The sequence below is a fragment of the Pseudomonas sp. PL-6 genome (assembly GCF_054110165.1).
Genome location: NZ_CM134189.1, coordinates 4,540,191 through 4,563,435 on the forward strand (window position 1 = coordinate 4,540,191; position 23,245 = coordinate 4,563,435).

Here is a 23,245-nt window from a genome sequence, read left to right on the forward strand (position 1 = left end):
GGCCGCTACAGGCGGAACTTGCCCATCTGCCCGGCCAGGTCGTCGGCCAGGCGGCTGAGGGTCTGGCAGTCCTCGCGGCAGGCGCGCACCTCGCCGGCGGTGGCGTGGGCCAGGTCGGCGATGCCCTGCACGTTGCGGTTGATCTCCTCGGTCACCGAACTCTGCTCCTCGGTGGCCGCCGCCACCTGGGTGTTCATGTCGCTGATCGCCTCCACCTGCGCAGTGATGGCGCCGAGCGACTGACCGGTGCGCTGGCTGGCCTCGACCCCGGTGCCGGTGGCTGCCTGGCCGGCGTGCATCGAGCTGACCGCGGCCTCGGCGCCGTGCTTGAGGCGCTGAATCATCTGCTGGATCTCGTCGGTGGAGGCCTGGGTGCGGCTGGCCAGGGTGCGCACCTCGTCGGCCACCACGGCGAAGCCGCGGCCCATCTCGCCGGCGCGCGCCGCCTCGATGGCGGCGTTCAGCGCCAGCAGGTTGGTCTGCTCGGAGATGCCGCGGATCACCGCCAGCACCTGGTCGATGGACGCCACCTGCTCGGCCAGCTCGGCCACCGCGCCGGCGGCGGTGCCGATATCGGCGGACATCTGCTCGATATGGCCGATGGACTGGCGCACCACCTGGCGCGCCTGCTGCGCCTCGTCGCGGGCGCTGTGCGAGGACTGCGCGGCGCTGCTGGCGTTGCGCGCGATCTCCTGCACGGTCAGGCCCATCTCGTGCACCGCGGTGGCCACCATGTCGGTCATTTCCTGCTGCTGGCCGGCACGCCCGGCGGTGTTCTCCACCACCTGGGCGACCTGGCCGACCGCGCCGCGCAGGCGCTCGCTGGTGGCCAGCACCTCGCCGATCAGCTCGCGCTGGCTGGCCAGGAAGCGGTTGAAGCCACGCGCCAGGTCGCCCAGCTCGTCGCCACGCGACTCGTCGAGACGCCGGGTCAGGTCGCCGCCGCCGCCACCGATTTCCACCAGCGCCTGGGTCACCTGGCGGATCGGCCGCACCAGGCCGCGCGCCAGCAGCACCACCAGACCGAGGAACAGCAGCGCCACGGCGACGCCGATCAGGCTGGTCAGCAGCAGCGCCTGGCGCGCCTCGGCGTAGATTTCCGCCTCCGGCACCTCGCTGACCAGCAGCCAGTCGAGGCTGGCGAACTTCTGCGCCACCGCCAGGAAGGCCTCGCCGTCGCGCTCGAAACGCACCGCACGGCCGTCGCCGAGCAGCACCTGGCGCGCCGCCTCGGCACCGAACAGCTGCTCCAGCTGGCCACTGCCGCTGAGCTCGGAGCGCGGATGCACCTTGACCCCGCCCTGGCCGTCGACCAGGAACACCTGGCCGCGCTCGCCGAAGCGGAACTCGCTGATCATCTTCGACATGTCCGCCAGGTCGTAGCCCAGGCCGGACACGCCAAGGGTCTTGCCGCCCTGCTTGATGCGCTGGTTGATGAACAGGGTCGGCTGGCGCGTGCCCTTGTCGATGTCGATTTCCAGCACCCGGTCGCGATCGCCGTCGACCAGGCGATAGAACCACTGGTTCTCCGCCTGGCTGCGGTCGAGGGTGCGCATCAGCCCCTCGCCGGTGGTGTAGTTGCCGCTGGCCAGGCCGACGATGGAGGTGGTCATGGCGTTCTGCTGGGCGCGCACGCCCTCCAGGTAGCGGGCGAACTCGTCGCGCCGCGCCTCGTCCTCGCCGGCCGCCAGCCAGTCCTGCACCAGGCTGTTCTCGGCGATCGAGGCGTTGGCGGTGATCGGCGCGGTGAGCACCCGCTCGAGGTCGTTGCGGATCGCCAGCACCCGCGCCGGCAAGGCCTCCTCTACCAGGTAGCGTTCGGTCAGGCGATCGACCACCGCCGAGTAGATGCCGACCACGATGAGGATGCTGGCCAGCAGGGCGGCGCCCATGCTGAGGATCAACTGCCACTGAATGCTGCGTTGCCAGAGGCGCATGGGGAGTCTCCCGCTTATTGTTGGAATCAGGACGAGCGACTGGATACAGAATTGTTCACAATTTGTAAATCCATGACCGCTGACCGGCGTATCGGCAACGCCGCGCCAAGCTTGATCGCCGCCCGGCGGTTAGCCGACAGCCGCGCAGCGGGCGGCGCACCCTGCACTCCCCGTCGGGCTTCGCTGCGCTCAGCGCCAACCTACCAGCGTCAGCAGCGCCAGCAGGCCGCTGATGCTGAAGAAGGCCAGCACGGTGGCCGCCACCAGGGCCGCGGCGCAGCGCTCCTCGAGGCCGAAGCGCTGGCCGAGGATGGGGTAGATGCTCATCATCGGGGCGCTGGCGAACAGCAGCCCGGCCACCATCAGCTGCGGCTCCACCCCCGGCAGCAGGAGGAAGGCCGCCAGCAGCGCCAGCGGATGCAGGATCAGCTTGCCCAGCGCGGCCTGGGTCACGTCCGCCGCCATGCCGCGGGTCTTCAGGCCGTACAGGCTGCCGCCGATGACGAACAGCGCCACCGGCGCCGAGGCGCTGGCGAGCATGTCCACCACCTTGAGCGGCACGGCCGGCAGGCGGATCTGCAGCAGCGACAGCAGCAGGCCGACAGCGATAGCGATGATCAGCGGATTGCGCGCCAGGCGCAGACCGGTCTCGCGCAGCAGCGCCCAGCCGCCGTTGCCGCGCTGCGCGCCGGCTTCGGCCAGGGCGAGGGCCAGCGGGATCAGCAGCAGGTTCTCCACCAGCATGCCCAGGGCCATGGCCACCGCCGCGGTCTGGCCGAGCACCATCACCGCAATCGGGTAGCCGATAAAACCGCTGTTGGACACCGACATGCCCATGGCCAGGATGGCGCTGGCCGACTGGCCCTGCCCGCGCCACCAGCGCGCCACGGCGAAACCGGCGGCGAACAGGCTCAGCGAGGCCAGCGCGTAGGCGGTCAGATAAGGCCAGTTGAGCACCTCGTCGAGGCGCCGCTCGGTCAGCGCCTTGAGCAGCAGCGCCGGCAGGGCGAAGTTGATCACCAAGACGCCGAGGCCGCGCATCTGCTCGCGACTGAGCAGGCCGCCGCGCACCGAGAGAAAACCCAGGCCGATGAGGATGAAGATCGGCGCGGTGATCCCCAGCACCGTCAGCATGCCAGGCGCTCCGGGCGTTCCACGCGCAGCTGCGCCAGGCGCGAGCGGGTGCGCGCGAAGTCGAGGTGGCCGACGCCGGCGCACAGCGCCGCCAGGCTGGCCTCGCCCTGCAGCCAGAGCTCGATGCCGGCGTCGTAGGCGATATCGACGAAGTTGACCAGGCGCTGCTGCTCGTCCGCCGAGCAGCGCCCGAGCGGCGGCAATTCGCCGACGGCGATACGGGCGAAACGCCGGCACAGCTCCAGGTAGTCGGCGCTGGCCAGCGGCTGGCGGCACAGCGCGGCGAAGTCCAGCCACAGGCCGCGCTCGTCCGCCGCCCAGGCCGTCAGGCTACGCCGCCCCAGCGCCACCTGTTGCGCCGCCGCGCGCCAGCCCAGGCAGGCGCCGAACAGAGCGCCCGAGCCCTGCAGGTAACGCCCCCAATGCCGCGTGCTCAGCGGGCGGTAATCGGGGCCGTCGTCCAGGCGCAGCACCAGGCAATGGCGCTGCAGCAGCTCGGCGAAGGGCTGGAAACGGCTGTGGTAGAGCGGATTGGGGCAGAGTCCGGCGGGCGCGTAGTTGGAGCTCAGCAGCAGGATGCAGTCCAGGCTCAGCAGGTGCTGCAGCAGGCGCCCGAGGAGGATCGCATCGCCGATGTCGTGCACGTGGAACTCGTCGAGGTAGAACAGCTGCGTCTCGCTCGCCAGCGCCGCGGCCACCCGCCGCAGCGGATCGGCCTGCCCGCCGTGGGTCAGCGCACGTCGCTGCACCTCCTGCAGCAACGCGTGCACATGCAGGCGCCGCTTGGCTGCGACCGGCGCGGCCTGGAACAGGGCATCGAGCAGCAGGCTCTTGCCGCGCCCGACGCCGCCCCAGAGGTAGGCACCGGCGGCGGGCCGGCGCAGCCAGGCAGACGGCCGCAGGCGCGCCTGCAGCCAGTCGCCCAGGCGCGCCAGCATGCGCGTCTGGGCCTCGTCCAGTTGCAGGCCGCGCGCCTCGATCAGGCGAACGGCCTGCGCGGCCAGCTCAGAAGTCAAAGAACACGGTCTCGCCTTCGCCCTGGATGCGGATATCGAAGCGGTAGGCCGGCTTGCCGTCCACCTCGCAGCGCTTGGCGATCAGCGTCTCGCGGCGCTGCGGCTGCTCGATCAGGTTGAGCACCGGGTCCTTGGCGTTGGCCTCGGCCTCGTCCTCGAAATACAGCCGGGTGTTCAGGTGGATATTGATGCCGCGAGCGAATAGCGCGACGTTGACGTGCGGCGCCATCGCCACGCCGGCGGCGTTGCGCACCACGCCGGGCTTGACCGTGTAGGCGGTCCACTCGCTGCCGGCATCGAAGGTGGTGGCGGTACGACCGAAACCGTTGAACGCCTTGTTCTGGTCGTAAGCCTCGTCGTACTGGCCCTGGTGGTCGGCCTGCCACAGCTCGAGGAAGGCGTCGCGCACCAGGTGGCCGTTGCCGTCGTAGACGTGGCCGAGCAGCACGATGTGCTGGCCCGGCGCATCGGGCCCCGCCATCTGGTTCCAGATTTCCTGCTCGCGGGTCGGGTTGCCGGCCGCGGCCAGGGCCAGGCCGATGTGCACGTAGGGGCCGGCGGTTTGCGAGGGGGTTTCCGGCAGCAATTCAACAGGCATGGTCATCCTCCTCACTTGTTCTCGAAATGGGTTTGGCGCTGGCCGCGCAAGACAATGTCGAAACGGTACGCCAGGCAATCCATTGGATTGGCCGTGCTCATGTCGAGCTTGGCGATCAGCGTCTGCACCGCATCCGGGTTGGCGATGGACTTGACGATCGGGCACAGCGGGATCAGCGGATCGCCCTCGAAATACAGCTGGGTGATCAGCCGCGTGGCAATCGACGGGCCGTTGAGCGAGAAGTGGATATGCGCCGGGCGCCAGTCGTTGGGGCCATTGCGCCAGGGGTAGGGGCCGGGCTTGATGGTGCGGAAGATATAGCGACCTTCACTGTCGGTCAGGGCACGGCCGACACCGCCGAAGTTGGGGTCGAGCGGCGCCAGATAGCGGTCGTTCTTGTGCCGGTAGCGGCCACCGGCGTTGGCCTGCCACATTTCCACCAGGGTGTGCGGGATCGGCTTGCCGTACTGGTCCATCACCCGCCCGGAGACGATGATGCGCTCGCCGATGGGCAGGCCACCGTGGTTGAAGTTGAGCAGCAGGTCGTTGTCGTGCTCGCCGTACTCCAGGTGCGAGAAGTCCGGGCCGGTGGTCTCGGAGATCGACTGCGGGATGCTCACCAGCGCCTGGCGCGGCGAACGGGCGATGGAGGTCTTGTAATCGGGCGTCAGGGCTTTGGGGTGCCAGTTGCGGTCACGAATGACGAAACGGCGATTGTCCTCGGCAGGCATGGTGCGCTCCTGTTGTGGCTATTGTGGAGTCAGTGGCCACAGTGTCCGGCAAAGCGCACGCGGGGAATATTGAAAAGACGCCGCCCACCCATAACCAATAGGTTATGAAAACAGCCCCTCGCGGTAGGCCTCGGCCACCTCGCGCAGCGCCGCGCAGAACTGTTCGGCGGCCAGCGGCAAGGCCAGCGCGCCGTTGCGGCAGATGCCCACCGAACCGCCCGGCTCCTGCACGCCCAGCTGCAGCTCGACCAGCTCGCCACGCTGCACGTCCAGGCACACCGCGTCCTGCGGCGCCACCCACAGCGCATCGCCGGACAGCACGTAGCGCCGACTGAGCGCCGGCGACAGGGTCTCCAGGCGTTGCCGCGACGGCGTCACTCCGCACTGCACGAACAGGCTGTCGGCGTGCTTGCGGATGGTGGTGCCCGCCGTCGGCAGCACCAGCGGGTAATCGCCAAGCTGTCCCAGCGCGGCGGCGCCGGCAGCCAGCAGCGGATGACCGGGGCGCACCACCAGGCTCATGGATTCGCTGTACAGGTGCTCGAAGGTCAGGCCCTGGATGTCCGGGCTGTCGGTCATGCGCCCGACCACCAGGTCCAGCTCGCCGACGCGCAACTGGCCGAGCAGGTAGGCGCCCGGCCCGGTGGCGACGCTGACCACCAGCGCCGCCTGGCGCTCGTGCAGGCGCCGCACCACCTCGGGAATCAGCAGGCTCTCGACGGTGGACAGCACGCCGACGCGCACCTGGCCGGCCTCGTGCTCGCCGCCGCGCAGGCTGTTGACCCCGTCGCGCAGCGCCTGCACGCAGGGCCCGGCGTAGCGCATGAAGGCGACCCCGGCCGGGGTCAGGGTCACGCCACTCTTGCCGCGTTCGAACAGGCTAGCGGCGAGGATCTCCTCCAGCTCCTTGAGCGTCTTGGAAATCGCCGGCTGGCTCACCGCCAGGGCATCGGCGGCCTTGGCGAAGCTGCGCTGACGGGCGATCTCGAGAAAGCACAGCAGGTGACGGAATTTGATGCGGGTGTCGATGTTCATCGCGGGCACCGAAGTGGAATGGGCCGATCATGCCGCAAAGCGCCGCCGCCGCCCAAGCGCTGCGGGAAACGAGGCGGCATGGCTCCTGCATAAATTGCTAGCAATATTTCATTGTTCGCTAGCCAGGAGCCTCCCATGTTGGCCGAATCCACCCGCGGCGTGATCTGCACCCCCCACCCCGCCGCCACCCGCAGCGGCCTGGCCATGCTCGATGCCGGCGGCAGCGCCATCGACGCCATGCTCGCCGCCAGCGCCACCCTGGCCGCCGTCTACCCGCACATGACCGGCATCGGCGGCGATGCCCTGTGGCTGCTCCATGACCGCGAAGTGCGCACCATTGTGGGGATCGGCCAGGCCGGCCAGCGTCTGCCGGCAGGCGGCAGCATCGGCCTGCGCGGCCCCAGCGCCCTGGCCACCACCGCCGGCGCCATCGCCAGCTGGCAGCTGGCCGCCGATATCAGCCGCCAGCAATGGGGCTCGCGCCTGGGCTGGGCGGATCTGTTCGAGCAGGCCATCCATCATGCCGAACACGGCCACCCGGTCTCCGACTCGCAACTGTTCTGGCAGGACTATCGCCGCGAGCTGATCGAACAGCTGCCGGACCTCCACCCGCTGTGCAAGACCGCCGAAGGCCACTGGCTTGCCCCCGGCGACACCCTGCGCCAGCCGCGCCTGGCCGACAGCCTGCGCCACCTGGCGCGCAAGGGGCTCGACGAGTTCTACCGCGGCGAGCTGGCGCAGGCCTTCAGCGAAGCCTTCCAGGCGCATGACTGCGGCCTAAGCGGCGAGGACCTGGCCGCCACCCGCGCCGAACTGGCCGCGCCGATCAGCATCCGCTACCGCCAGGGCACCCTCTACAACGTCGCCCCGCCCTGCCAGGGCCTGTATACCCTGCAGGCCATGCTGGCGCTGCGCAGCCGAGCGCTGGGCGACTGCGGCAACGGCAGCGCGCGCTATTACCACTGGCTGGTGGAGGCGATCAAACAGGGCCTGCTGCGCCGCAACGCCGAACTGTGCGACCCGCGCCACCGCGACTGGTCCTGGGCCGCCAGCCTCGACGACGCCATGGCCGCGCGCTACGCCGCCGCCATCGACGACCAGCGTGCCCAACCCTGGGCCGAACCCGGTCGCCCGGCCGACACCATCTGGATGGCCGCCTGCGATGCCGAAGGGCGCAGCGCCTGCCTGATCCAGAGCCTGTTCCACGACTTCGGCTCCGGCTGCGTGCTGGGCGACACCGGTGTGCTCTGGCAGAACCGCGCCGCCGGCTTCAATGCCAACCCGCAGCATGCCAACGCCTGGGCGCCGGGCAAGCGCCCCGCGCACACCCTCAACCCGTCCTGCTACCTGGCCGACGACGGCCGCCGCTGGTTCTTCGGTACCCAGGGCGGCGATGGCCAGCCGCAGACGCAGATGGTGCTGGCCAGCCAGTTGATCGATTTCCAGCAACCCATCGACCAGGCCTTGCACATGCCGCGCTTTCTGCTCGGGCGCAGCTTCTTCGACAGCACCGACAACCTCAAGCTGGAGGCGCCGGCGGGCGAGGCGGTGATGGCTGAACTTGAGCGCCTGGGACACCAGGTCGAGCGCATCCCGGCCCTCAGCCCCTACACCGGCCAGGCCGGCATCATCGCCATCGGCCGCGACGGCAGGCGCCAGGCGATGCACGACCCGCGCGGCCAGGGCGATGCGCTGGGCCAGCGCGCTTGAGCGGCGCCGGCGACGCCACGGATTTACCGGAGCCGGCGGCACTGGCGATAATGGCCGCCATTGCCCGCAAGAGCGTTGATTCGATGGCCGAGAAGACCGTGACCGCCAAACAGCAGGAGGTGCAGCGCATCGTCGATGCGCTGGCCAAGGCCATTGCCCAGCATCGCCTGCCGCCCGGCATGCGCCTGATCGAGGCGCAGATCGTCGAGTCGCTGCAGGCCAACCGCAACCATGTGCAGGTGGCCCTGCAACGCCTGGCGATGCAGAAGATCGTCACCATCGAGCCCAACCGCGGCGCCCTGGTCGCGCAGCCCAGCGCCCAGGAGGCGCGCGACGTGTTCGCCGCCCGCCGCGCGGTGGAGCGCGCCATCGTCGAGGCGATCACCCCGGCGATCATGCAGCAGCATGCCGAGCGCATCGCCGCGCAGATGGCCAGGGAACGCGCCGCCACCAGCAGCAGCGACCGCCGCGCCATCGTCCGCGAGCTCAGCGAGTTCCACCGCATGCTCGGCGAGATCTGCGGCAACGCGGTGCTGCGCGACATCCTCGACAACCTGATGGTGCGCAGCTCGCTGATCGTCGCCCTGTACCAGCGCAACGACGTGCCCTCCTGCGCCTCGGACGAGCACCAGCAGGTGCTCGACGCCCTCGCCGCCGGCCAGCGCGAGCAGGCGGTGGAGCTGATGATCGAGCACCTCGACGAACTGGAAGGCCAGCTGGCCCTGCATCAGGAGCAGAACGTCGAGGTCAACCTGCGCGAGGCGCTCGCCGAGCTCTAATCACTCGGACGCAGCAGCCGTGGCCGCTCCCGTACGAAGGTCTGCCGACCGTTCTTGAAGCCCAGCAGTGGCGGGCTGAGTTCGCCGATTACCGCCGCCGGGTGCGGTGCATCGAGGACGATGAAATCCGCCCGGCATCCCGGTGCCAGGCCGTAGTCGCGCAGGCGCAGCAGGCGCGCCGAATCACTGGAGATCCAGCCCAGGCAGGTCTGCAGCTCGGCGTGGGTGCCGAGCTGGGCGACGTTGGCGTAGAGGTTGGCCTGGCGGATCAGCGAGGCGTCGCCGTAGGGGGTGAAGGGATTGCCCAGGTTGTTGGTCGACAGCGAACAGGTCACCCCGCCGGCGTGCAAGCGCTCCAGCGGCGCCAGCCCGCGCGGTTTGCCGTGGCTGCACTGGCGGCCGCCGAGGTAGAGGTCGGTGCTCGGCAGACAGGTCACCTGCACCCCGGCCGCGGCCAGTTGCGCAGTGATCGCCTGCAGCGGCTCGGCCGCCAGCATCGACAGCTTGGTGGCATGGCCGACGGTAACCCGGCCGCCCCAGCCATGCCGCTCGGTACAGCGCAATACCTCGGGCAGGGTCATGCCCGCAGGGTCGAGGTCGAAGTCCAGGTGGAAGTCCAGATCGCAATCGTGCGCCACGGCCAGCTCGAACAAGCGGCGGATCTGCCCATGCGGATCGCTGTCGGTATAGGGGCAGCCGCCGAGCACCTCGGCGCCCTGCGCCAACGCCTGGCACAGCAACGCCTCGGTGCCCGGATTGTTGAGCAGGCCCTCCTGGGGGAACACGCAGAGCTGCAGGTCCAGCGCCCAGGCGTAGTCGGCCTGCAGCCGGCGCACCGCGTTGAAACCGGTCAGGCCGATCTGCGGGTCGATCTCGACGTGGGTGCGCATGTGCATGGTGCCCTGGGCGATGGCCAGCTCCAGCACTCGTGCGCCGCGCTGGTAGACATCCGCCTCGGTGAAGCCGGCCTTGGCCGCCGAGGTCTCGGCGATGGCCTCGGCCAGCGTGCCGGCGCGCAGGTTGCAGCGTTCGAGGATGCAGGCCTTGTCCAGGTGGATATGGGTTTCGATCAGCCCCGGCAGCACCAGGCCGCCGCCCAGGTCCAGCTCGCGCGGGCAGGCGTCGGCGCTGAAGGCATCGACGAAGCGGCCCCGTTCCACCCGCAGCTCGGCGAGGCGGGTGGGCGCGTCCGGCAATCGCAGGTTGTGCAGATACCACGCACTCATGCGGCGCTCTCCCCCAGGTAGGCGGCTTCCAGCTCGGGGTCGTTGCGCAGCTCGGCAGCGCTGCCGGATTTGACGATGCTCCCGGTCTCCAGCACGTAGGCACGGTCGGCCACCTGCAGTGCAAGGTTGGCCATCTGGTCCACTAGCAGCAAGGTCACGCCCTCGTCGCGCAGGCTCGCCAGGGCATCGTAGAGCTCGGCGATCATCGCCGGCGCCAGGCCCAGCGAGGGCTCGTCAAGCAGCAGGATGCGCGGTTTGGCCATCAGTCCGCGGCCCACCGCGACCATCTGCTGCTCGCCACCGGAAAGCAGCCCAGCCGGGCTGTCCAGGCGTTCGCGCAAGCGCGGGAAGCGGCGCAGGATGGCTTCAATCTCGGCCTCGGCATCCACCTGGTCGGTGCGGGTGTAGGCGCCCAGCAGCAGGTTGTCGCGCACGCTGAGCTGGGGGAACAACTGTCGCCCCTCCGGCACCAGGGCCAGGCCGCGTGCGGCGATGGCGCTGGCCTCGGCCTTCTCGATATTGACGTCGTCCAGCACCACGAGGCCCGACGATGGCCGCTTGAGCCCGGCGAGGCACTGCAGGATGCTCGACTTGCCGGCACCATTGGCGCCGAGAATCGCCACCAGCTCGCCGGGATTGACCAGCAGATCCACGCCTTGCACCACCGGCGCGGCGCCGTAGTCGACCACTAGGTCCTTGACGAACAGGATGGCGTCGCGGCTGCCGTCCCAGGCTGCGTCACGCGGCTGCGCCTGGTAGTCGGTGCTGCCCAGGTAAGCGGCGACCACCCGCGGGTTCTGTCGCACCTCGTCCGGGCTGCCCCAGGCAATCGGACGGCCGGCATCGAGCACCAGGATGCGCTGCGACACCGCCATCACCAGTGGCATGTCGTGCTCCACCAGGATCACCGCGATACCGAAGCCGGCCAGGGTCTTGAACAGCCCGGCCAGGCGGTCGGTATCACTACGGCTGAGGCCAGCGGCCGGCTCGTCGAGCAGCAGCACCCGCGGCCGACTGGCCAGGGCGCGGGCGATTTCCACCAGACGCCGGTCGACATGCGGCAGATCGTCCGCGGCGCAGGTCACCGAGCCGCGATAGCCCACCAGCGCCAGCAGGTTCAGCGCCAGCTCTTCCTGCTCGGCCGGCGGGCGCGCCAGCGGCAGGCCGAGCTGGCCCTGCTGCATGGCCGCCAGCAGATTCTCCAGCACGCTCATCTCGCCGAACAACTGGGTGGTCTGGTAGGTGCGGGCGATACCGGCGCGGGCGATCTTCCAGGCCGGCAGGCCAGCCAGTTGCTGCTCCAGTTCGATCTGCCCGCTGTCCGGCGCATAGAAACCGCTGATCAGGTTGAGCAGGGTGGTCTTGCCGGCACCATTGGGGCCGATCACCGAGGTGATGCTGCCCTGCTCGGCGCTGAAGCTGATCGCGCTGGCCGCCTGCACGCCGCCGAAGCGGATGCCGACGTCGCGCACCTGCAGTCCTTGCGCTTCGCCGCCGCTGCGCTCGAACCAGCGCGCCAGCAGGTGACGGTTGGCACTCTTCGGCGCGTAGGCCGGCGGCGCCTGCCACCAGCGCTGCTGCAGGGCGCCGAGCACACCACGCGGCGCCAGCCAGAGCACCGCGAGCAGGAGCATGGAGAAGATCAGTAGGCGGTATTCGGCCAGGCCCGAGAGCATCTCCGGCAGCAGCACGATCAGCAGCGCCCCGAGCACCGGGCCGAACAGCGTGCCGCTGCCGCCGACTATCACCGCCAGGACGAACAGGATCGACTGCGAGAAGGGGAAGGAGTCCGGACTGATGAACATCATCAGCGGCGCCACCAGGCCGCCGGCCATACCGGTCAGGGTGGCCGACAGGGCGAAGGCCAGGGTCTTGGTCTGCATCGGGTTGAAGCCCAGCGAACGCGCGGCGATTTCCGTCGACTTCACCGCGCGCATCGCCCGCCCCCAGCCGCTGCCCTGCAGGCGCCGGTAGAAGGCCAGTGCCGCCACCATCAGCGCGGTGGCCAGCAGGGCCAGGCCGATATTGCCGTCCAGCCCGCCAAAGGCGGGCATGGGAATACCGATCAGGCCGTTGGCACCGCCAGTCAGCGACTGCCACTCGATCAGCCCGTGGTGCACCATGAAGGCGAAGGCGATGGTCACCATCGCCAGATAGGGCCCGGTGACACGCAGCGCCGGCAGTGCCAGCAGGGCACCGACCAGGCCGCTGCCGAGGCCGGCGATGATCAGCGCCAGGCCCAGCGGCAAGCCGGCCATCAGCAGCAGCGCCGAGATGTAGGCGCCGATGGCGTAGAAGGCGATATGGCCGAAGGAAATCTGCCCGGACAGGCCCATGAGGATGTTCAGGCCGACACCGACCACGGCCGCCAGCGCGCAGAAGGTGAAGACCAGCAGCGAATAACTGTCCAGCACGAAGGCCAGGCTGCTGCCCAGCAGCGCCAGCGCGGCCAGGCCGCTTGGCGCCAGGTAGCGGTTGCTCAGGTTCATACTTTCACCAGTGTCTGTTTGCCGAACAGGCCGTTGGGGCGCAGCGCCAGGGCGATGATGACCAGGCCGAAGGTGAAGATCTGGGTGAAGGCCGAGCCGAACTGCAGGGTGATCAGCGCCTCCGCCAGGCCGAACAGCAGGCCGGCGAGGAACACCCCGTTGGCGCTGGCGATACCGCCGAGAATGGCCACGGCGAACGCCTTGAGGCCGAACAGCGTGCCCATGTCGGCATGCACGTTGTACAGCGGCGCGATCAACAGCCCGGCGATGCCGGCGAACACCGTCGACACGGCGAAGGCGCAGGCCACCACGCGGTTGACCCGAATCCCCATCAGCTGCGCCGCACGCGGATTCTGCACACAGGCCTCGAGCACCTTGCCCAGGCGCGTGTAGCGGCGCACCAGGTACAGCGCCAGGGCGATGCCGGCGCCGGCCAGGGGGATCAGCAGCTGCAGCGCCTGGACATTGCTGCCCAGCACCTGCAGGTGCTGATGCAGCAGGGCCACGTCGAACTGACGCGGCTCCTTGCCGAAGCTGAACAGCACCAGGTTATCCACTAGGATGCCGCCCGCCACCGTGGCCATCAGCCAGGCTTCAGAGCCACGGCTGTGAAAAGGTCGCACCAGGAACAGTTCGATGGCCAGGCCGTACAGCGCGCACAGCGCCAGGCTCAAGACAGCCGCCAGCCACCAGGGCAGGCCGGCGGTGACGCAGAGGCTGTAGCCGAGCACCGCGCCGATCATCATGGCGCTGCCCTGGGCGAAGTTGACGGTACGCGACACCACGTAGGTGATGTGAAAGCCCAGGGCGAGCAGCGCATACATGCTGCCCAGGCCGAGCCCGCTGATGATTGCGGCGGTAAGCATGGCAAATCCTCCACCAGCCGCTGCCGCGGCCGGACTGGCTGGGTTCAGTGCGGGATCGGCACGATTTCGTCACCCTCGAAGCGGGTGAACACGTAGTCGTCGACGCCCAGGGCATCGTGCTGCTCGGCGCTGAACGGCTTCTCGTAGGTCTTGATCAGGCCTTCGTAGCGCTGGATGCCGTAGTAGCCGTCGCGGATCGCCGGCCCCTCGGTGCTGCCCGCCGCGGCGATGGCCTGCGCGGTCAGGTGCAGGGCGTCGTAGGCGTTGGCGATGCCCACCGCCGGGGTGACGTCGGCCAGGCTCTTGATCTCCGGATAGCGCTTTTGCAGCGCAGCGAAGATCGCCTCGCCCCTGGCGTCGCCCTCCTGGCTGAAGGTGTAGGTCTGGATGAAGTGCACGCGCCCGGCATTGGGCCCGGCCAGCTCGCCGAAACGCCCGCCGGCCGGCCCCCAGTGCGACACCACCGGCACGTCCCAGCCCATGCGATCGAGCGACTTGACCACCTGCGCCGACGGCGCGACGTTGGCCACCAGCAGCAGAGTATCGGCGCCGGCCTGCTTGAGACGACTGAGCTGCGGCACCACATCGAGATCGCTGCCCTCGATGCGCTCCACCCCGGCCACCGGCATGCCGCGCGCCGCCAGCGCCTTGCGGAAACCCTGCTCGTTGGATTCGCCCCAGGGGTTGTTGATCAGGATCATCCCCGGCTTCTGGGTGGCGAAGTGCTTCTGCGCATAGCTGACCAGCGCCTCGTCCACCAGCTCGTCCACCGCCGACACGCGGAACACGTAGTTGTCGGCGGCGCCGTTGCGGGTGATCGGCGTGCCGGCCGCCCATACCCCCATGAACGGCATCTTCATCTGATTGGCCAGCGGCACTATGGCCAGCGATACCGGCGTATCCAGCCCGCCGAAGAGCACCGCGACCTTCTCCCGCTGGATCAGCTCGCGCGCCGCCAGCAGCCCCTTGGAGGGGTTGCTTTCGTCATCGCGGCGCACCAATTGCAGCGGACGCCCGAGCACACCGCCCTGGGCGTTGACCTCGTCGATGGCGATGGTCAGGCCGCGGGTCAGCGCCTCGCCGGATTTCGCCGACTGCCCGGACAGCGCCGCCACCAGGCCGACCTTGATCGGCTCGGCCGCCTGTGCGGACAGGGAAAACCAACAACTCAACGCGAACGCCGCAGCCAGGCACGGCTTCAGACGACGCGGAAACGACAATAGCGTGGACATGGCATTCTCCTAATTGCTAGCTTTTGCACAAACATTGCTAGCAAAACAGGTGCCACCCCGGCAAAGCCCGCAAATACGGGCCTTGTCCATGGCGCCACTTCCGAAACCGCCCCATTGCCTGGCACGACGCACCAGCAGGATGCAGCCAGGCCCAAGGAGAACCCATGCCCAGCGAACACCCCGCCGTCACCCTGGTTCGCCAGTTCCTCGAACTGTCGATGATCCCCGATCCGCAGGGCGCCGCCCGCTATATGGCCGCCGACGTGCGCATCACCTTCACCGGCGGCCGCGCCATGCCCGATGCCCAGGCCATCACCGCCTTCAACGGCGGTCGCTACAACTGGGTAAAGAAAGCCATGGGCCAGTTCGACTGGACCGAGCATGCCGACCACTGCGTGGTGTATTCCAACGGCACCCTCTACGGCCAGTGGCCGGACGGCCGCAGCTTCTCCGGCAATCGCTACCTCGACCGCTTCGAGGTGCGCGACGGCCTGATCACCCGCATGGATGTTTGGAACGACAGCGCCGAGTGGATTCTGCAGCCGCAAATCAACCGCGACTGACGCGACGGCGCCTGGCACTTTGGTCGCACTTGGCTGACCGAATGGTCAGCCCTATGCTGCACTCTTTTTGTGCGAGCCTGCGCCATGTCCCTGCCCGATCTGCTGCTGTTGGTCCTCGCCGGTTTCGCCGCCGGCGGCATGAATGCCCTGGCCGGCGGCGGCACCTTCTTCTCCTTCCCGGCGTTGCTCGCCGCCGGTCTGCCGCCGGTGACGGCCAATGCCACCAATGCTGTGGCGCTATGGCCGGCCAGCCTGGCCGGCGCCTGGGCCGCGCGCGCCTCGTTGCGCCCGCTGGGTCGTTACCTGCTTCCGCTGCTGCTGGCCGGTCTGGCCGGCGGCCTGCTCGGCGGCCTGTTGCTGCTGGCCGGCGGCGACGATGTATTCCGCGTGCTGATCCCCTGGCTGCTACTGGCGGCCACCGCGCTGTTCGCCGCCAGCCCCTGGCTGGGGCGCTGGCGGGCGGCGCGGCGCAAGGCCGCCGAGCACCCGCCGCACACGCCGCTGTCGCTCGGCGCACATATCGGCGTGTCGATCTACGGCGGCTACTTCGGCGCCGGCATGGGCATCCTGCAGCTGGCCGCCTTCTCCATCGAGGGCCACGCCCTGGCCCGCGCCAATGCGCTGAAGAACCTGATCTCGGCGGTGATCTACAGCATCGCCACCCTGACCTTCGTCATCGCCGGGCGGGTCAGCTGGTACGAGCTGGCCATCCTGCTCACCGGCGCCACCCTTGGCGGCTACGCCGGCGGCGCACTGGGCGAGAAGCTGCCGCCGGCGCTGCTGCGCGCCTTGGTCATTCTGGTGGGCAGCGGGATGACGCTGTACTACTTCTGGGTCACCTACTTGCGCTAGGCGTTGGGCTTCGCTGCGCTCAGCACCAACCTACGCGCCAACCTACGCCCCGACCTGGCCAGCGGCCCCGCTGATTTGCCCGAGGGGCGCGGCTCTGCTAGTGTCGCGCCCGTTTCTACGCTGCCCGAGACCCGCCGCCATGGCCCGCAAGAAAGCCGCCCCCGACTTCGAACATTCCCTCGCCGAGCTGCAGGCGCTGGTCGAGCGCCTGGAGAGCGGCGAGCTGTCACTGGAAGACTCGCTGACCGCCTTCGAGCAGGGCATCGGCCTGACCCGCGAGTGCCAGGCTGCCCTGGCCCAGGCCGAGCAGAAGGTGCAGATCCTCCTGGAGCGCGACGGCGAGCTGGAGCCGGCGCCCTTCGACGCGGACCCGGTGGCATGATCAAGGCCTACCAGGCGAGCTGCCAGGCCCGCGTCGACGCCGCCCTCGAGCCACTGTTCCAGGCCCCGCGCGCGGAACTCGAACGCCTCTACCAGGCCATGCGCTACAGCGTGATGAACGGCGGCAAGCGCGTGCGCCCGCTGCTGGTCTACGCCGCCTGCGAGGCATTGGGCGGCAAGCTGGATCGCGCCGATGGCGCCGCCTGCGCGGTGGAGCTGATCCACGCCTATTCCCTGGTGCACGACGATCTGCCGGCGATGGACGACGACGACCTGCGCCGCGGCCAGCCGACCACCCACAAGGCCTTCGACGAAGCCTGCGCCATCCTCGCCGGCGATGGCCTGCAGAGCCTGGCCTTCGAGGTGCTCGCCGACCGCCGGCGCAACCCGCAGGACGCCGAGACCCGCCTGCAGATGATCGCGGCCCTGAGCGCCGCCGCCGGCCCGGCCGGGATGGTCGGCGGCCAGGCCATCGACCTTGGCGCGGTGGGCCTGCCGCTCGACCAGAGCGCCCTGGAAACCATGCACCGGCACAAGACCGGCGCGCTGATCGAGGCCAGCGTACTGCTCGGCGCCCTGGCCAGCGGCAACGCCGACGAGCTCGGCCTCAAGGCGCTGCAGCAGTACGCCCGCGCCATCGGCCTGGCCTTCCAGGTGCAGGACGACATCCTCGACGTGGAGAGCGACACCGCCACCCTGGGCAAGACCCAGGGCAAGGACGAGGCCAACCACAAGCCCACCTACCCGGCCCTGCTCGGCCTCGACGCCGCCAAGGCCTACGCCCTGGAACTGCGCGACCAGGCCCTGCACCTGCTGCGCCCCTTCGGCAGCCAGGCCGAGCCGCTGCGCGAGCTGGCGCGCTATATCGTCGAACGGCGCAGTTAGAACCTGGCGGTGCACCCTGTGGGAGCGGCTTCAGCCGCGAAAGCCACAACGCGCCATCATCATTTGCGTCTATGTCGGCATGATCGCCATATAAGGCTTGCTTTACCCCCGCGACCGGCCTCCTAAGATGGCTCCATAACGACAAGACGTCCGGAGCCGCCATGCCCTTTTCCGCCCTGCTGATCGCCAACCGCGGCGAGATCGCCATCCGCATCGCCCAGGCCTGCGCCGACCTCGGCATCCGCAGCGTGGCGGTGTACGCCGAGGACGACAGCGCCTGCCTGCACATACGCAAGGCCAACCGCGCCGTGCCACTGGCTGGACGCGGCCCGGCGGCCTATCTGGACATGGATCAGCTCATTGCCGTCGCCCGCGAGCACGGCTGCAGCGCCATCCACCCCGGCTACGGTTTTCTCGCCGAGAACGCCGAGTTCGCCCGCCGCTGCCAGGATGCCGGGCTGACCTTCGTCGGTCCGACGCCGGAAACCCTGCGACTGTTCGGCGACAAGGCCGCCGCCCGCGCCCTGGCCGAACGCTGCGCAGTGCCGCTGGTACCGGGGATCAACCAGGCGGTGACGCTGGAGCAGGCCGCGGACTTTCTCGCCGAACACGGCAGCGTGATGCTCAAGGCGCTGGCCGGCGGCGGCGGGCGCGGCATGCGTGCAGTGGACGATCCGGCGCAGCTGGCCGAGGCCTTCGCCCGCTGCGCCTCCGAGGCCCAGGGCGCCTTCGGCAGCGGCGCGCTGTACGTGGAGAAGCGCGTGCGCCGCGCCCGGCATATCGAAGTGCAGGTGCTCGGCGACGGCAGCGGCGCGGTCAGCCACCTGTGGGAGCGCGACTGCAGCCTGCAGCGCCGCCACCAGAAGCTGGTGGAAATCGCCCCCAGTCCCGACCTGGACGCCGTCGCCCGCGAGGCCATCATCGCCAGCGCCCTGCGCCTGGCCGCCGAGGTGCAGTATCGCGGCATCGGCACCTTCGAATTCCTCCTCGACCTCGACCAGCCCGGGCGCTTCTACTTCATGGAAGCCAACCCGCGCGTGCAGGTGGAGCACACCGTCACCGAGCAGGTCACCGGCATCGATCTGCTGCATACGCAACTGCACCTGGCCGCCGGCAGCAGCCTGGCCGAGCTGGGCCTGCTCACTCCGCCGCCAGCGAAAGGCTATGCCGTACAGCTGCGCCTGAATCTGGAAACCCTGCTCGCCGATGGCAGCGCGCGCCCGGCTAGCGGCGTGCTCGGCGCTTACCAGCCGCCCTCCGGCCCGGGCCTGCGCGTGGATGGCTGCGGTTATGCCGGCTACGTCGTCAGCCCGGCCTACGACTCGCTGATCGCCAAGCTGATCGCCAGCGCCAGCGACTACCCCGGCGCCCTGCGCCGCGCCTACCGGGGGCTGTGCGAATTTCGCCTCGAAGGCGTGGCGAGCAACCTGCACCTGCTGCAGAACCTGCTGCAGCGCGACGAGGTGCTGGCCCATCAGGTCGACACCAGCTATGTCGAACGTCACCTGAGCGAGCTGCTGGCCGCCCGCGAACAGGCGCATCCGCACCGCTACTTTGCCGGCGACGCCTCTGCGCAAAGCGCCAGATCCAGCCTCGACGCCCCGCCCGGCACCCTGGCCCTCAGCGCGCCCAGCGCCGGCGTGCTGGTCAGCCTGGCGGTGGCCGAAGGCGACGCCGTGGCCGCCGGTCAGCGCATCGCCGTGTTGGAGGCGATGAAGATGGAGTTCGAGGTCAAGGCCGAGCACAGCGGTATCGTCCGCGCGCTGGCCGTTGCACCCGGGGACGCCATCGGTGAGGGCCAGGCGCTGGCGTTTCTGCAGCCGGCCGAGGTGGACAGCCTCGACGCCCACGGCGAGCAGGCCGTCGACCTGGCGCATATCCGCGCCGACCTGGCCGAAGTGCTGGAGCGCCACGCGCGCCTGACCGATGCGCGCCGCCCCGAGGCCGTGGCCAAGCGGCGCAAGAGCGGCCAGCGCACCGCGCGCGAGAACCTCGCCGACCTACTGGACGAGGGCAGCTTCAACGAGTACGGCGCCCTGGCCCTGGCCGCCCAGCGCCGCCGGCGTTCGGCCGAAGAACTGCTGGAGCTGAGCCCGGCCGACGGCCTGATCGGCGGCACCGGCACGGTCGGCGCCGCGCAGTTCGGCGCGGAGGCGGCGCGCTGCCTGGCCATCGCCTACGACTACACGGTATTCGCCGGCACCCAGGGCGTGATGAACCACAAGAAGACCGACCGCATGCTGGCCCTGGCCGAGCAGTGGCGCCTGCCGGTGGTGCTGTTCGCCGAAGGCGGCGGCGGGCGGCCGGGCGATACCGATTTCGTTGGCGTGGCCGGGCTGGACTGTCACACCTTCGTCGCCATGGCCAAACTCTCCGGCCTGGTACCGACGGTGGGCGTGGTCTCCGGCCGCTGCTTCGCTGGCAACGCCGCACTGCTCGGCTGCTGCGACGTGATCATCGCCACCCGTAATGCCAGCATCGGTATGGCCGGCCCGGCGATGATCGAAGGCGGCGGCCTGGGCAGTTTCACCCCCGAGCAGGTCGGCCCGACCAGCGTGCAGGGCCCCAACGGGGTGATCGACGTGCTGGTGGAGGACGAGGCCGCAGCGGTCGCCGTGGCCAAGCAGTACCTGGGCTACTTCCAGGGGCCGCTGGCCGACTGGCAGTGCAGCGATACCCGCGAGCTGCGCCACGTCATTCCGGAGAACCGCCTGCGCGTGTACGACATCCGCAAGGTGATCGAACTGCTGGCCGACGACGGCAGCGTGCTGGAGCTGCGCCGCCAGTTCGCCCCCGGCCTGATCACCGCGCTGGTGCGCATCGAGGGCAAGCCCTTCGGCCTGCTCGCCAACAATCCCGCGCACCTGGGCGGCGCCATCGACGCCGCGGCCGGCGACAAGGCCGCGCGGTTCATGCAGCTGTGCGAGGCGCACGACCTGCCCATCGTCTCGCTGTGCGACACTCCCGGCTTTATGGTCGGGCCGGAAGCGGAGAAACAGGCCACCGTGCGCCACGTCTCGCGCCTGTTCGTCACCGCCGCCAGCCTGACGGTGCCCTTCTTCACCCTGGTGCTGCGCAAGGGCTACGGCCTCGGCGCCCAGGCCATGGCCGCCGGCAGCTTCCACGCGCCCTTGTTCACCGCCGCCTGGCCCAGCGCCGAGTTCGGCGCCATGGGCCTGGAGGGCGCGGTGCGCCTGGGTTTCGCCAAGGAGCTGGCGGCCCAGGTGGACGACGCCGCGCGCCAGGCGCTATTCGACAAGCTGGTGGCCAAGGCCTACGAAAACGGCAAGGCGCTGAACATGGCCAGCTACCTGGAAATCGACGCGGTGATCGACCCGGCCGACAGCCGCGCCTGGCTGCTCCGCGGGCTGGCCGCCACGCCCCGGCCGGCGCGGCGCGAGGGGCGCAAGCGGCCGTTCGTCGATACCTGGTAGAGGCCTGGCGCAGGGGCGCCGGCCTGTCGCGTAGGGCTTGAAGCTTGCGGCGGTGGTTTTCGGGTAAACTGCGCATCTTTTTACGCCTATAACGATTCGCCTGATGCCGACCACTTTCCACGAGATCCCCCGCGAGCGCCCGCTGACGCCCCTGCTGGACCGCGCCAACACGCCGGACGAGCTGCGCCGGCTGGCCGAAGCGGACCTGGAAACCCTCGCCGACGAACTGCGCCAGTACCTGCTGTACAGCGTTGGCCAGAGCGGTGGCCATTTCGGCGCCGGCCTCGGCGTGATCGAGCTGACCATCGCCCTGCATTACGTCTTCGACACCCCCGACGACCGCCTGGTGTGGGACGTCGGCCACCAGGCCTACCCGCACAAGATCCTCACCGGCCGCCGCGAGCGCATGGCCACGCTGCGCCAGAAGGACGGCCTGGCCGCCTTCCCGCGCCGCAGCGAGAGCGAGTACGACACCTTCGGCGTCGGCCACTCCAGCACCAGCATCAGCGCCGCACTGGGCATGGCCATCGCCGCCCGCCTGCAGGGCGAGCGGCGCAAGAGCGTGGCGGTGATCGGCGACGGCGCGCTGACCGCCGGCATGGCCTTCGAGGCGCTCAACCACGCCAGCGAGGTCGGCGCCAACATGCTGGTGGTGCTCAACGACAACGACATGTCGATCTCCAAGAATGTCGGCGGGCTGTCCAACTACCTGGCCAAGATCCTCTCCAGCCGCACCTACGCCAGCATGCGCGAGGGCAGCAAGAAGATCCTCTCGCGCCTGCCCGGCGCCTGGGAGATCGCGCGCAAGACCGAGGAACACGCCAAGGGCATGCTGGTACCCGGCACCCTGTTCGAGGAACTGGGCTGGAACTATATCGGCCCCATCGACGGCCACGACCTGCCCACCCTGCTCGCCACCCTGCGCAATATGCGCGACCTGGACGGCCCGCAGTTCCTCCATGTGGTGACCAAGAAGGGCAAGGGCTTCGCCCCGGCCGAGGCCGACCCGATCGGCTACCACGCCATTACCAAGCTGGAGCCGGTCAAGCCCGATGCCGCGCCGCTCTCCAGCCAGAAACGGCCGTCCGGCCCGAAATACTCCAACGTGTTCGGCCAGTGGCTGTGCGACATGGCCGCAGCAGACTCGCGCCTGGTCGGCATCACCCCGGCGATGAAGGAAGGCTCGGACCTGGTGGCCTTCGCCGAACGCTTCCCGGCGCGCTACTTCGACGTCGCCATCGCCGAGCAGCACGCCGTGACCCTGGCCGCCGGCATGGCCTGCGACGGGGTCAAGCCGGTGGTGGCGATCTACTCGACCTTCCTCCAGCGCGGCTACGACCAGCTGATCCACGACGTCGCGGTGCAGAACCTCGACGTGCTGTTCGCCATCGACCGCGCCGGCCTGGTCGGCGAGGACGGTCCGACCCACGCCGGCAGCTTCGATATCTCCTACCTGCGCTGCATCCCCGGCATGCTGGTGATGACCCCGAGCGACGAGAACGAGCTGCGCCGCATGCTCACCACCGGCTACCTGTTCGACGGCCCGGCGGCGGTGCGCTACCCGCGCGGCAGCGGCCCCAACGCCACCATCGACCCAGGCCTGGCGCCGCTGGAAATCGGCAAGGGCCTGATCCGTCGCCAGGGCCGTCGCGTCGCCCTGCTGGCCTTCGGCGTGCAACTGGCCGAGGCGCTGCAGGTCGGCGAGACGCTGGACGCCACGGTGGTCGACATGCGTTTCGTCAAACCGCTGGACGCCGCCCTGCTGCGCGAACTGGCGGCCAGCCACGAGCTGCTGGTGAGCATCGAGGAAAACGCGGTGATGGGCGGCGCCGGCAGCGCGGTCGGCGAGTTCCTCGCCGCCGAGAACATCGTCAAGCCGCTGCTGCAGCTGGGCCTGCCCGACTACTACGTCGAACACGCCAAGCCGGCGCAGATGCTCAAAGAATGCGGCCTCGACCAGGCCGGCATCGAAGCCGCGGTGCGCACGCGACTGGCCCAGTTGCCCGCCTGAACATGAGACCCGCTCATCGCTGAATGAGCGGACCTTGCTTGTCATTCATCCCGCCGCGCACTAGGGTGCGCGGCATTGCATGTTCCGCCAGGGTGCGCCGCTAACACGGCGTGAAACGGGAAGTCGGTGCGCCCATCCGGGCAATCCCGACGCTGCCCCCGCAACGGTAATCGACGGCAGGCCGCAAGCCTGCACCTTGTCCACGGCCACTGGGTATTCCCGGGAAGGCGGACCGGGGTCGTGAGCCCGGAGACCGGCCCCGGCGGTGCGACTGGTGTTGCGGAGGGCCGCACCGTCAAGCGCCGCCCTGCGCGCGCTTGCCCCCTGCCCTCCTCGAACGTCTGCCGACCTTTGAGGAATACCCCT

General features: G+C 69.6%; 18 protein-coding genes, 1 pseudogene and 1 riboswitch. Of the genes and pseudogenes, 8 read left to right on the forward strand and 11 right to left on the reverse strand.

Going from position 1 to position 23,245, the window contains the following annotated elements; genetic code table 11:
• Positions 1 to 5: 5 nt before the first annotated feature.
• From ACW9UL_RS19785 to pcaQ, 7 genes and pseudogenes are all read right to left on the reverse strand, one after another.
• Complete coding sequence (locus tag ACW9UL_RS19785) at positions 6 to 743, reverse strand: methyl-accepting chemotaxis protein (protein WP_397486271.1); 738 nt, start codon at positions 741 to 743, stop codon at positions 6 to 8.
• Between the two features lie 126 nt (positions 744 to 869).
• Positions 870 to 1,937, reverse strand: a pseudogene (locus ACW9UL_RS19790) (HAMP domain-containing protein); the annotation flags it as partial.
• 189 nt (positions 1,938 to 2,126) lie between these two features.
• Positions 2,127 to 3,071 (reverse strand): AEC family transporter, encoded by a 945-nt coding sequence (locus ACW9UL_RS19795; RefSeq protein ID WP_457788031.1) that lies wholly within the window; start codon positions 3,069 to 3,071, stop codon positions 2,127 to 2,129.
• Positions 3,065 to 4,087 (reverse strand): cell division protein ZapE, encoded by a 1,023-nt coding sequence (gene zapE, locus ACW9UL_RS19800; RefSeq protein WP_457788032.1) that lies wholly within the window; start codon positions 4,085 to 4,087, stop codon positions 3,065 to 3,067. The genes ACW9UL_RS19795 and zapE overlap by 7 nt, the downstream gene beginning before the upstream one ends.
• Positions 4,077 to 4,685 (reverse strand): protocatechuate 3,4-dioxygenase subunit alpha, encoded by a 609-nt coding sequence (gene pcaG / locus ACW9UL_RS19805; RefSeq protein WP_457788033.1) that lies wholly within the window; start codon positions 4,683 to 4,685, stop codon positions 4,077 to 4,079. Before pcaG ends, zapE begins: the two co-directional genes overlap by 11 nt.
• 11 nt (positions 4,686 to 4,696) lie before the next feature.
• Positions 4,697 to 5,416 (reverse strand): protocatechuate 3,4-dioxygenase subunit beta, encoded by a 720-nt coding sequence (gene pcaH / locus ACW9UL_RS19810; protein WP_457788034.1) that lies wholly within the window; start codon positions 5,414 to 5,416, stop codon positions 4,697 to 4,699.
• A 102-nt stretch (positions 5,417 to 5,518) separates the two neighbouring features.
• Entirely contained in the window at positions 5,519 to 6,451 is a 933-nt protein-coding gene (gene pcaQ, locus ACW9UL_RS19815) for a pca operon transcription factor PcaQ (protein WP_457788036.1), read from the reverse strand.
• Positions 6,452 to 6,586: 135 nt separating this feature from the next.
• Between pcaQ and ACW9UL_RS19820 the strand changes: the two genes are divergently transcribed.
• Together ACW9UL_RS19820 and ACW9UL_RS19825 are read left to right on the forward strand one after the other, a co-directional pair.
• A complete protein-coding gene (locus ACW9UL_RS19820) occupies positions 6,587 to 8,161 on the forward strand; it encodes a gamma-glutamyltransferase family protein (protein ID WP_457788037.1) in 1,575 nt (524 codons plus the stop codon).
• 83 nt (positions 8,162 to 8,244) lie between these two features.
• Complete coding sequence (locus ACW9UL_RS19825) at positions 8,245 to 8,940, forward strand: GntR family transcriptional regulator (RefSeq protein WP_457788038.1); 696 nt, start codon at positions 8,245 to 8,247, stop codon at positions 8,938 to 8,940.
• Here the strand turns inward: ACW9UL_RS19825 and ACW9UL_RS19830 are convergent.
• The 4 genes from ACW9UL_RS19830 to ACW9UL_RS19845 are packed head-to-tail and all read right to left on the reverse strand — an operon-like array spanning position 8,937 to position 14,753.
• Positions 8,937 to 10,166 (reverse strand): amidohydrolase family protein, encoded by a 1,230-nt coding sequence (locus tag ACW9UL_RS19830; RefSeq protein ID WP_122108932.1) that lies wholly within the window; start codon positions 10,164 to 10,166, stop codon positions 8,937 to 8,939. The two genes, ACW9UL_RS19825 and ACW9UL_RS19830, sit on opposite strands and share 4 nt — an antisense overlap.
• Complete coding sequence (locus tag ACW9UL_RS19835; protein WP_457788039.1) at positions 10,163 to 12,655, reverse strand: branched-chain amino acid ABC transporter ATP-binding protein/permease; 2,493 nt, start codon at positions 12,653 to 12,655, stop codon at positions 10,163 to 10,165. The genes ACW9UL_RS19830 and ACW9UL_RS19835 overlap by 4 nt, the downstream gene beginning before the upstream one ends.
• The gene (locus ACW9UL_RS19840; RefSeq protein WP_012019747.1) at positions 12,652 to 13,521 is read right to left on the reverse strand and encodes a branched-chain amino acid ABC transporter permease; all 870 of its coding nucleotides are present in this window, start codon (positions 13,519 to 13,521) and stop codon (positions 12,652 to 12,654) included. The genes ACW9UL_RS19835 and ACW9UL_RS19840 overlap by 4 nt, the downstream gene beginning before the upstream one ends.
• 44 nt (positions 13,522 to 13,565) lie before the next feature.
• Positions 13,566 to 14,753, reverse strand: coding sequence for an ABC transporter substrate-binding protein (locus ACW9UL_RS19845; RefSeq protein ID WP_457788040.1), 1,188 nt, complete (start codon positions 14,751 to 14,753; stop codon positions 13,566 to 13,568).
• A 164-nt stretch (positions 14,754 to 14,917) separates the two neighbouring features.
• Here ACW9UL_RS19845 and ACW9UL_RS19850 point away from each other — a divergent pair, with 164 nt between their 5' ends.
• The 6 genes from ACW9UL_RS19850 (at position 14,918) to dxs (ending at position 22,879) form a co-directional block, all read left to right on the forward strand.
• Complete coding sequence (locus ACW9UL_RS19850; protein ID WP_021442789.1) at positions 14,918 to 15,316, forward strand: nuclear transport factor 2 family protein; 399 nt, start codon at positions 14,918 to 14,920, stop codon at positions 15,314 to 15,316.
• A gap of 84 nt (positions 15,317 to 15,400) precedes the next feature.
• Positions 15,401 to 16,168, forward strand: a complete 768-nt coding sequence (locus ACW9UL_RS19855; RefSeq protein WP_457788041.1) for a sulfite exporter TauE/SafE family protein — start codon at positions 15,401 to 15,403, stop codon at positions 16,166 to 16,168.
• A 139-nt stretch (positions 16,169 to 16,307) separates the two neighbouring features.
• Positions 16,308 to 16,550, forward strand: coding sequence for an exodeoxyribonuclease VII small subunit (locus ACW9UL_RS19860; protein ID WP_021444941.1), 243 nt, complete (start codon positions 16,308 to 16,310; stop codon positions 16,548 to 16,550).
• Positions 16,547 to 17,434, forward strand: coding sequence for a polyprenyl synthetase family protein (locus ACW9UL_RS19865; RefSeq protein WP_457788042.1), 888 nt, complete (start codon positions 16,547 to 16,549; stop codon positions 17,432 to 17,434). Before ACW9UL_RS19860 ends, ACW9UL_RS19865 begins: the two co-directional genes overlap by 4 nt.
• 161 nt (positions 17,435 to 17,595) lie before the next feature.
• Complete coding sequence (locus ACW9UL_RS19870; protein ID WP_457788043.1) at positions 17,596 to 20,868, forward strand: carboxyl transferase domain-containing protein; 3,273 nt, start codon at positions 17,596 to 17,598, stop codon at positions 20,866 to 20,868.
• Between the two features lie 103 nt (positions 20,869 to 20,971).
• Positions 20,972 to 22,879 carry a 1-deoxy-D-xylulose-5-phosphate synthase gene (gene dxs / locus ACW9UL_RS19875; RefSeq protein WP_457788044.1) on the forward strand — a complete coding sequence of 636 codons (1,908 nt, stop codon included), beginning with the start codon at positions 20,972 to 20,974 and terminating at the stop codon, positions 22,877 to 22,879.
• A 73-nt stretch (positions 22,880 to 22,952) separates the two neighbouring features.
• Positions 22,953 to 23,155, forward strand: a riboswitch (cobalamin riboswitch).
• Positions 23,156 to 23,245: the final 90 nt, after the last annotated feature.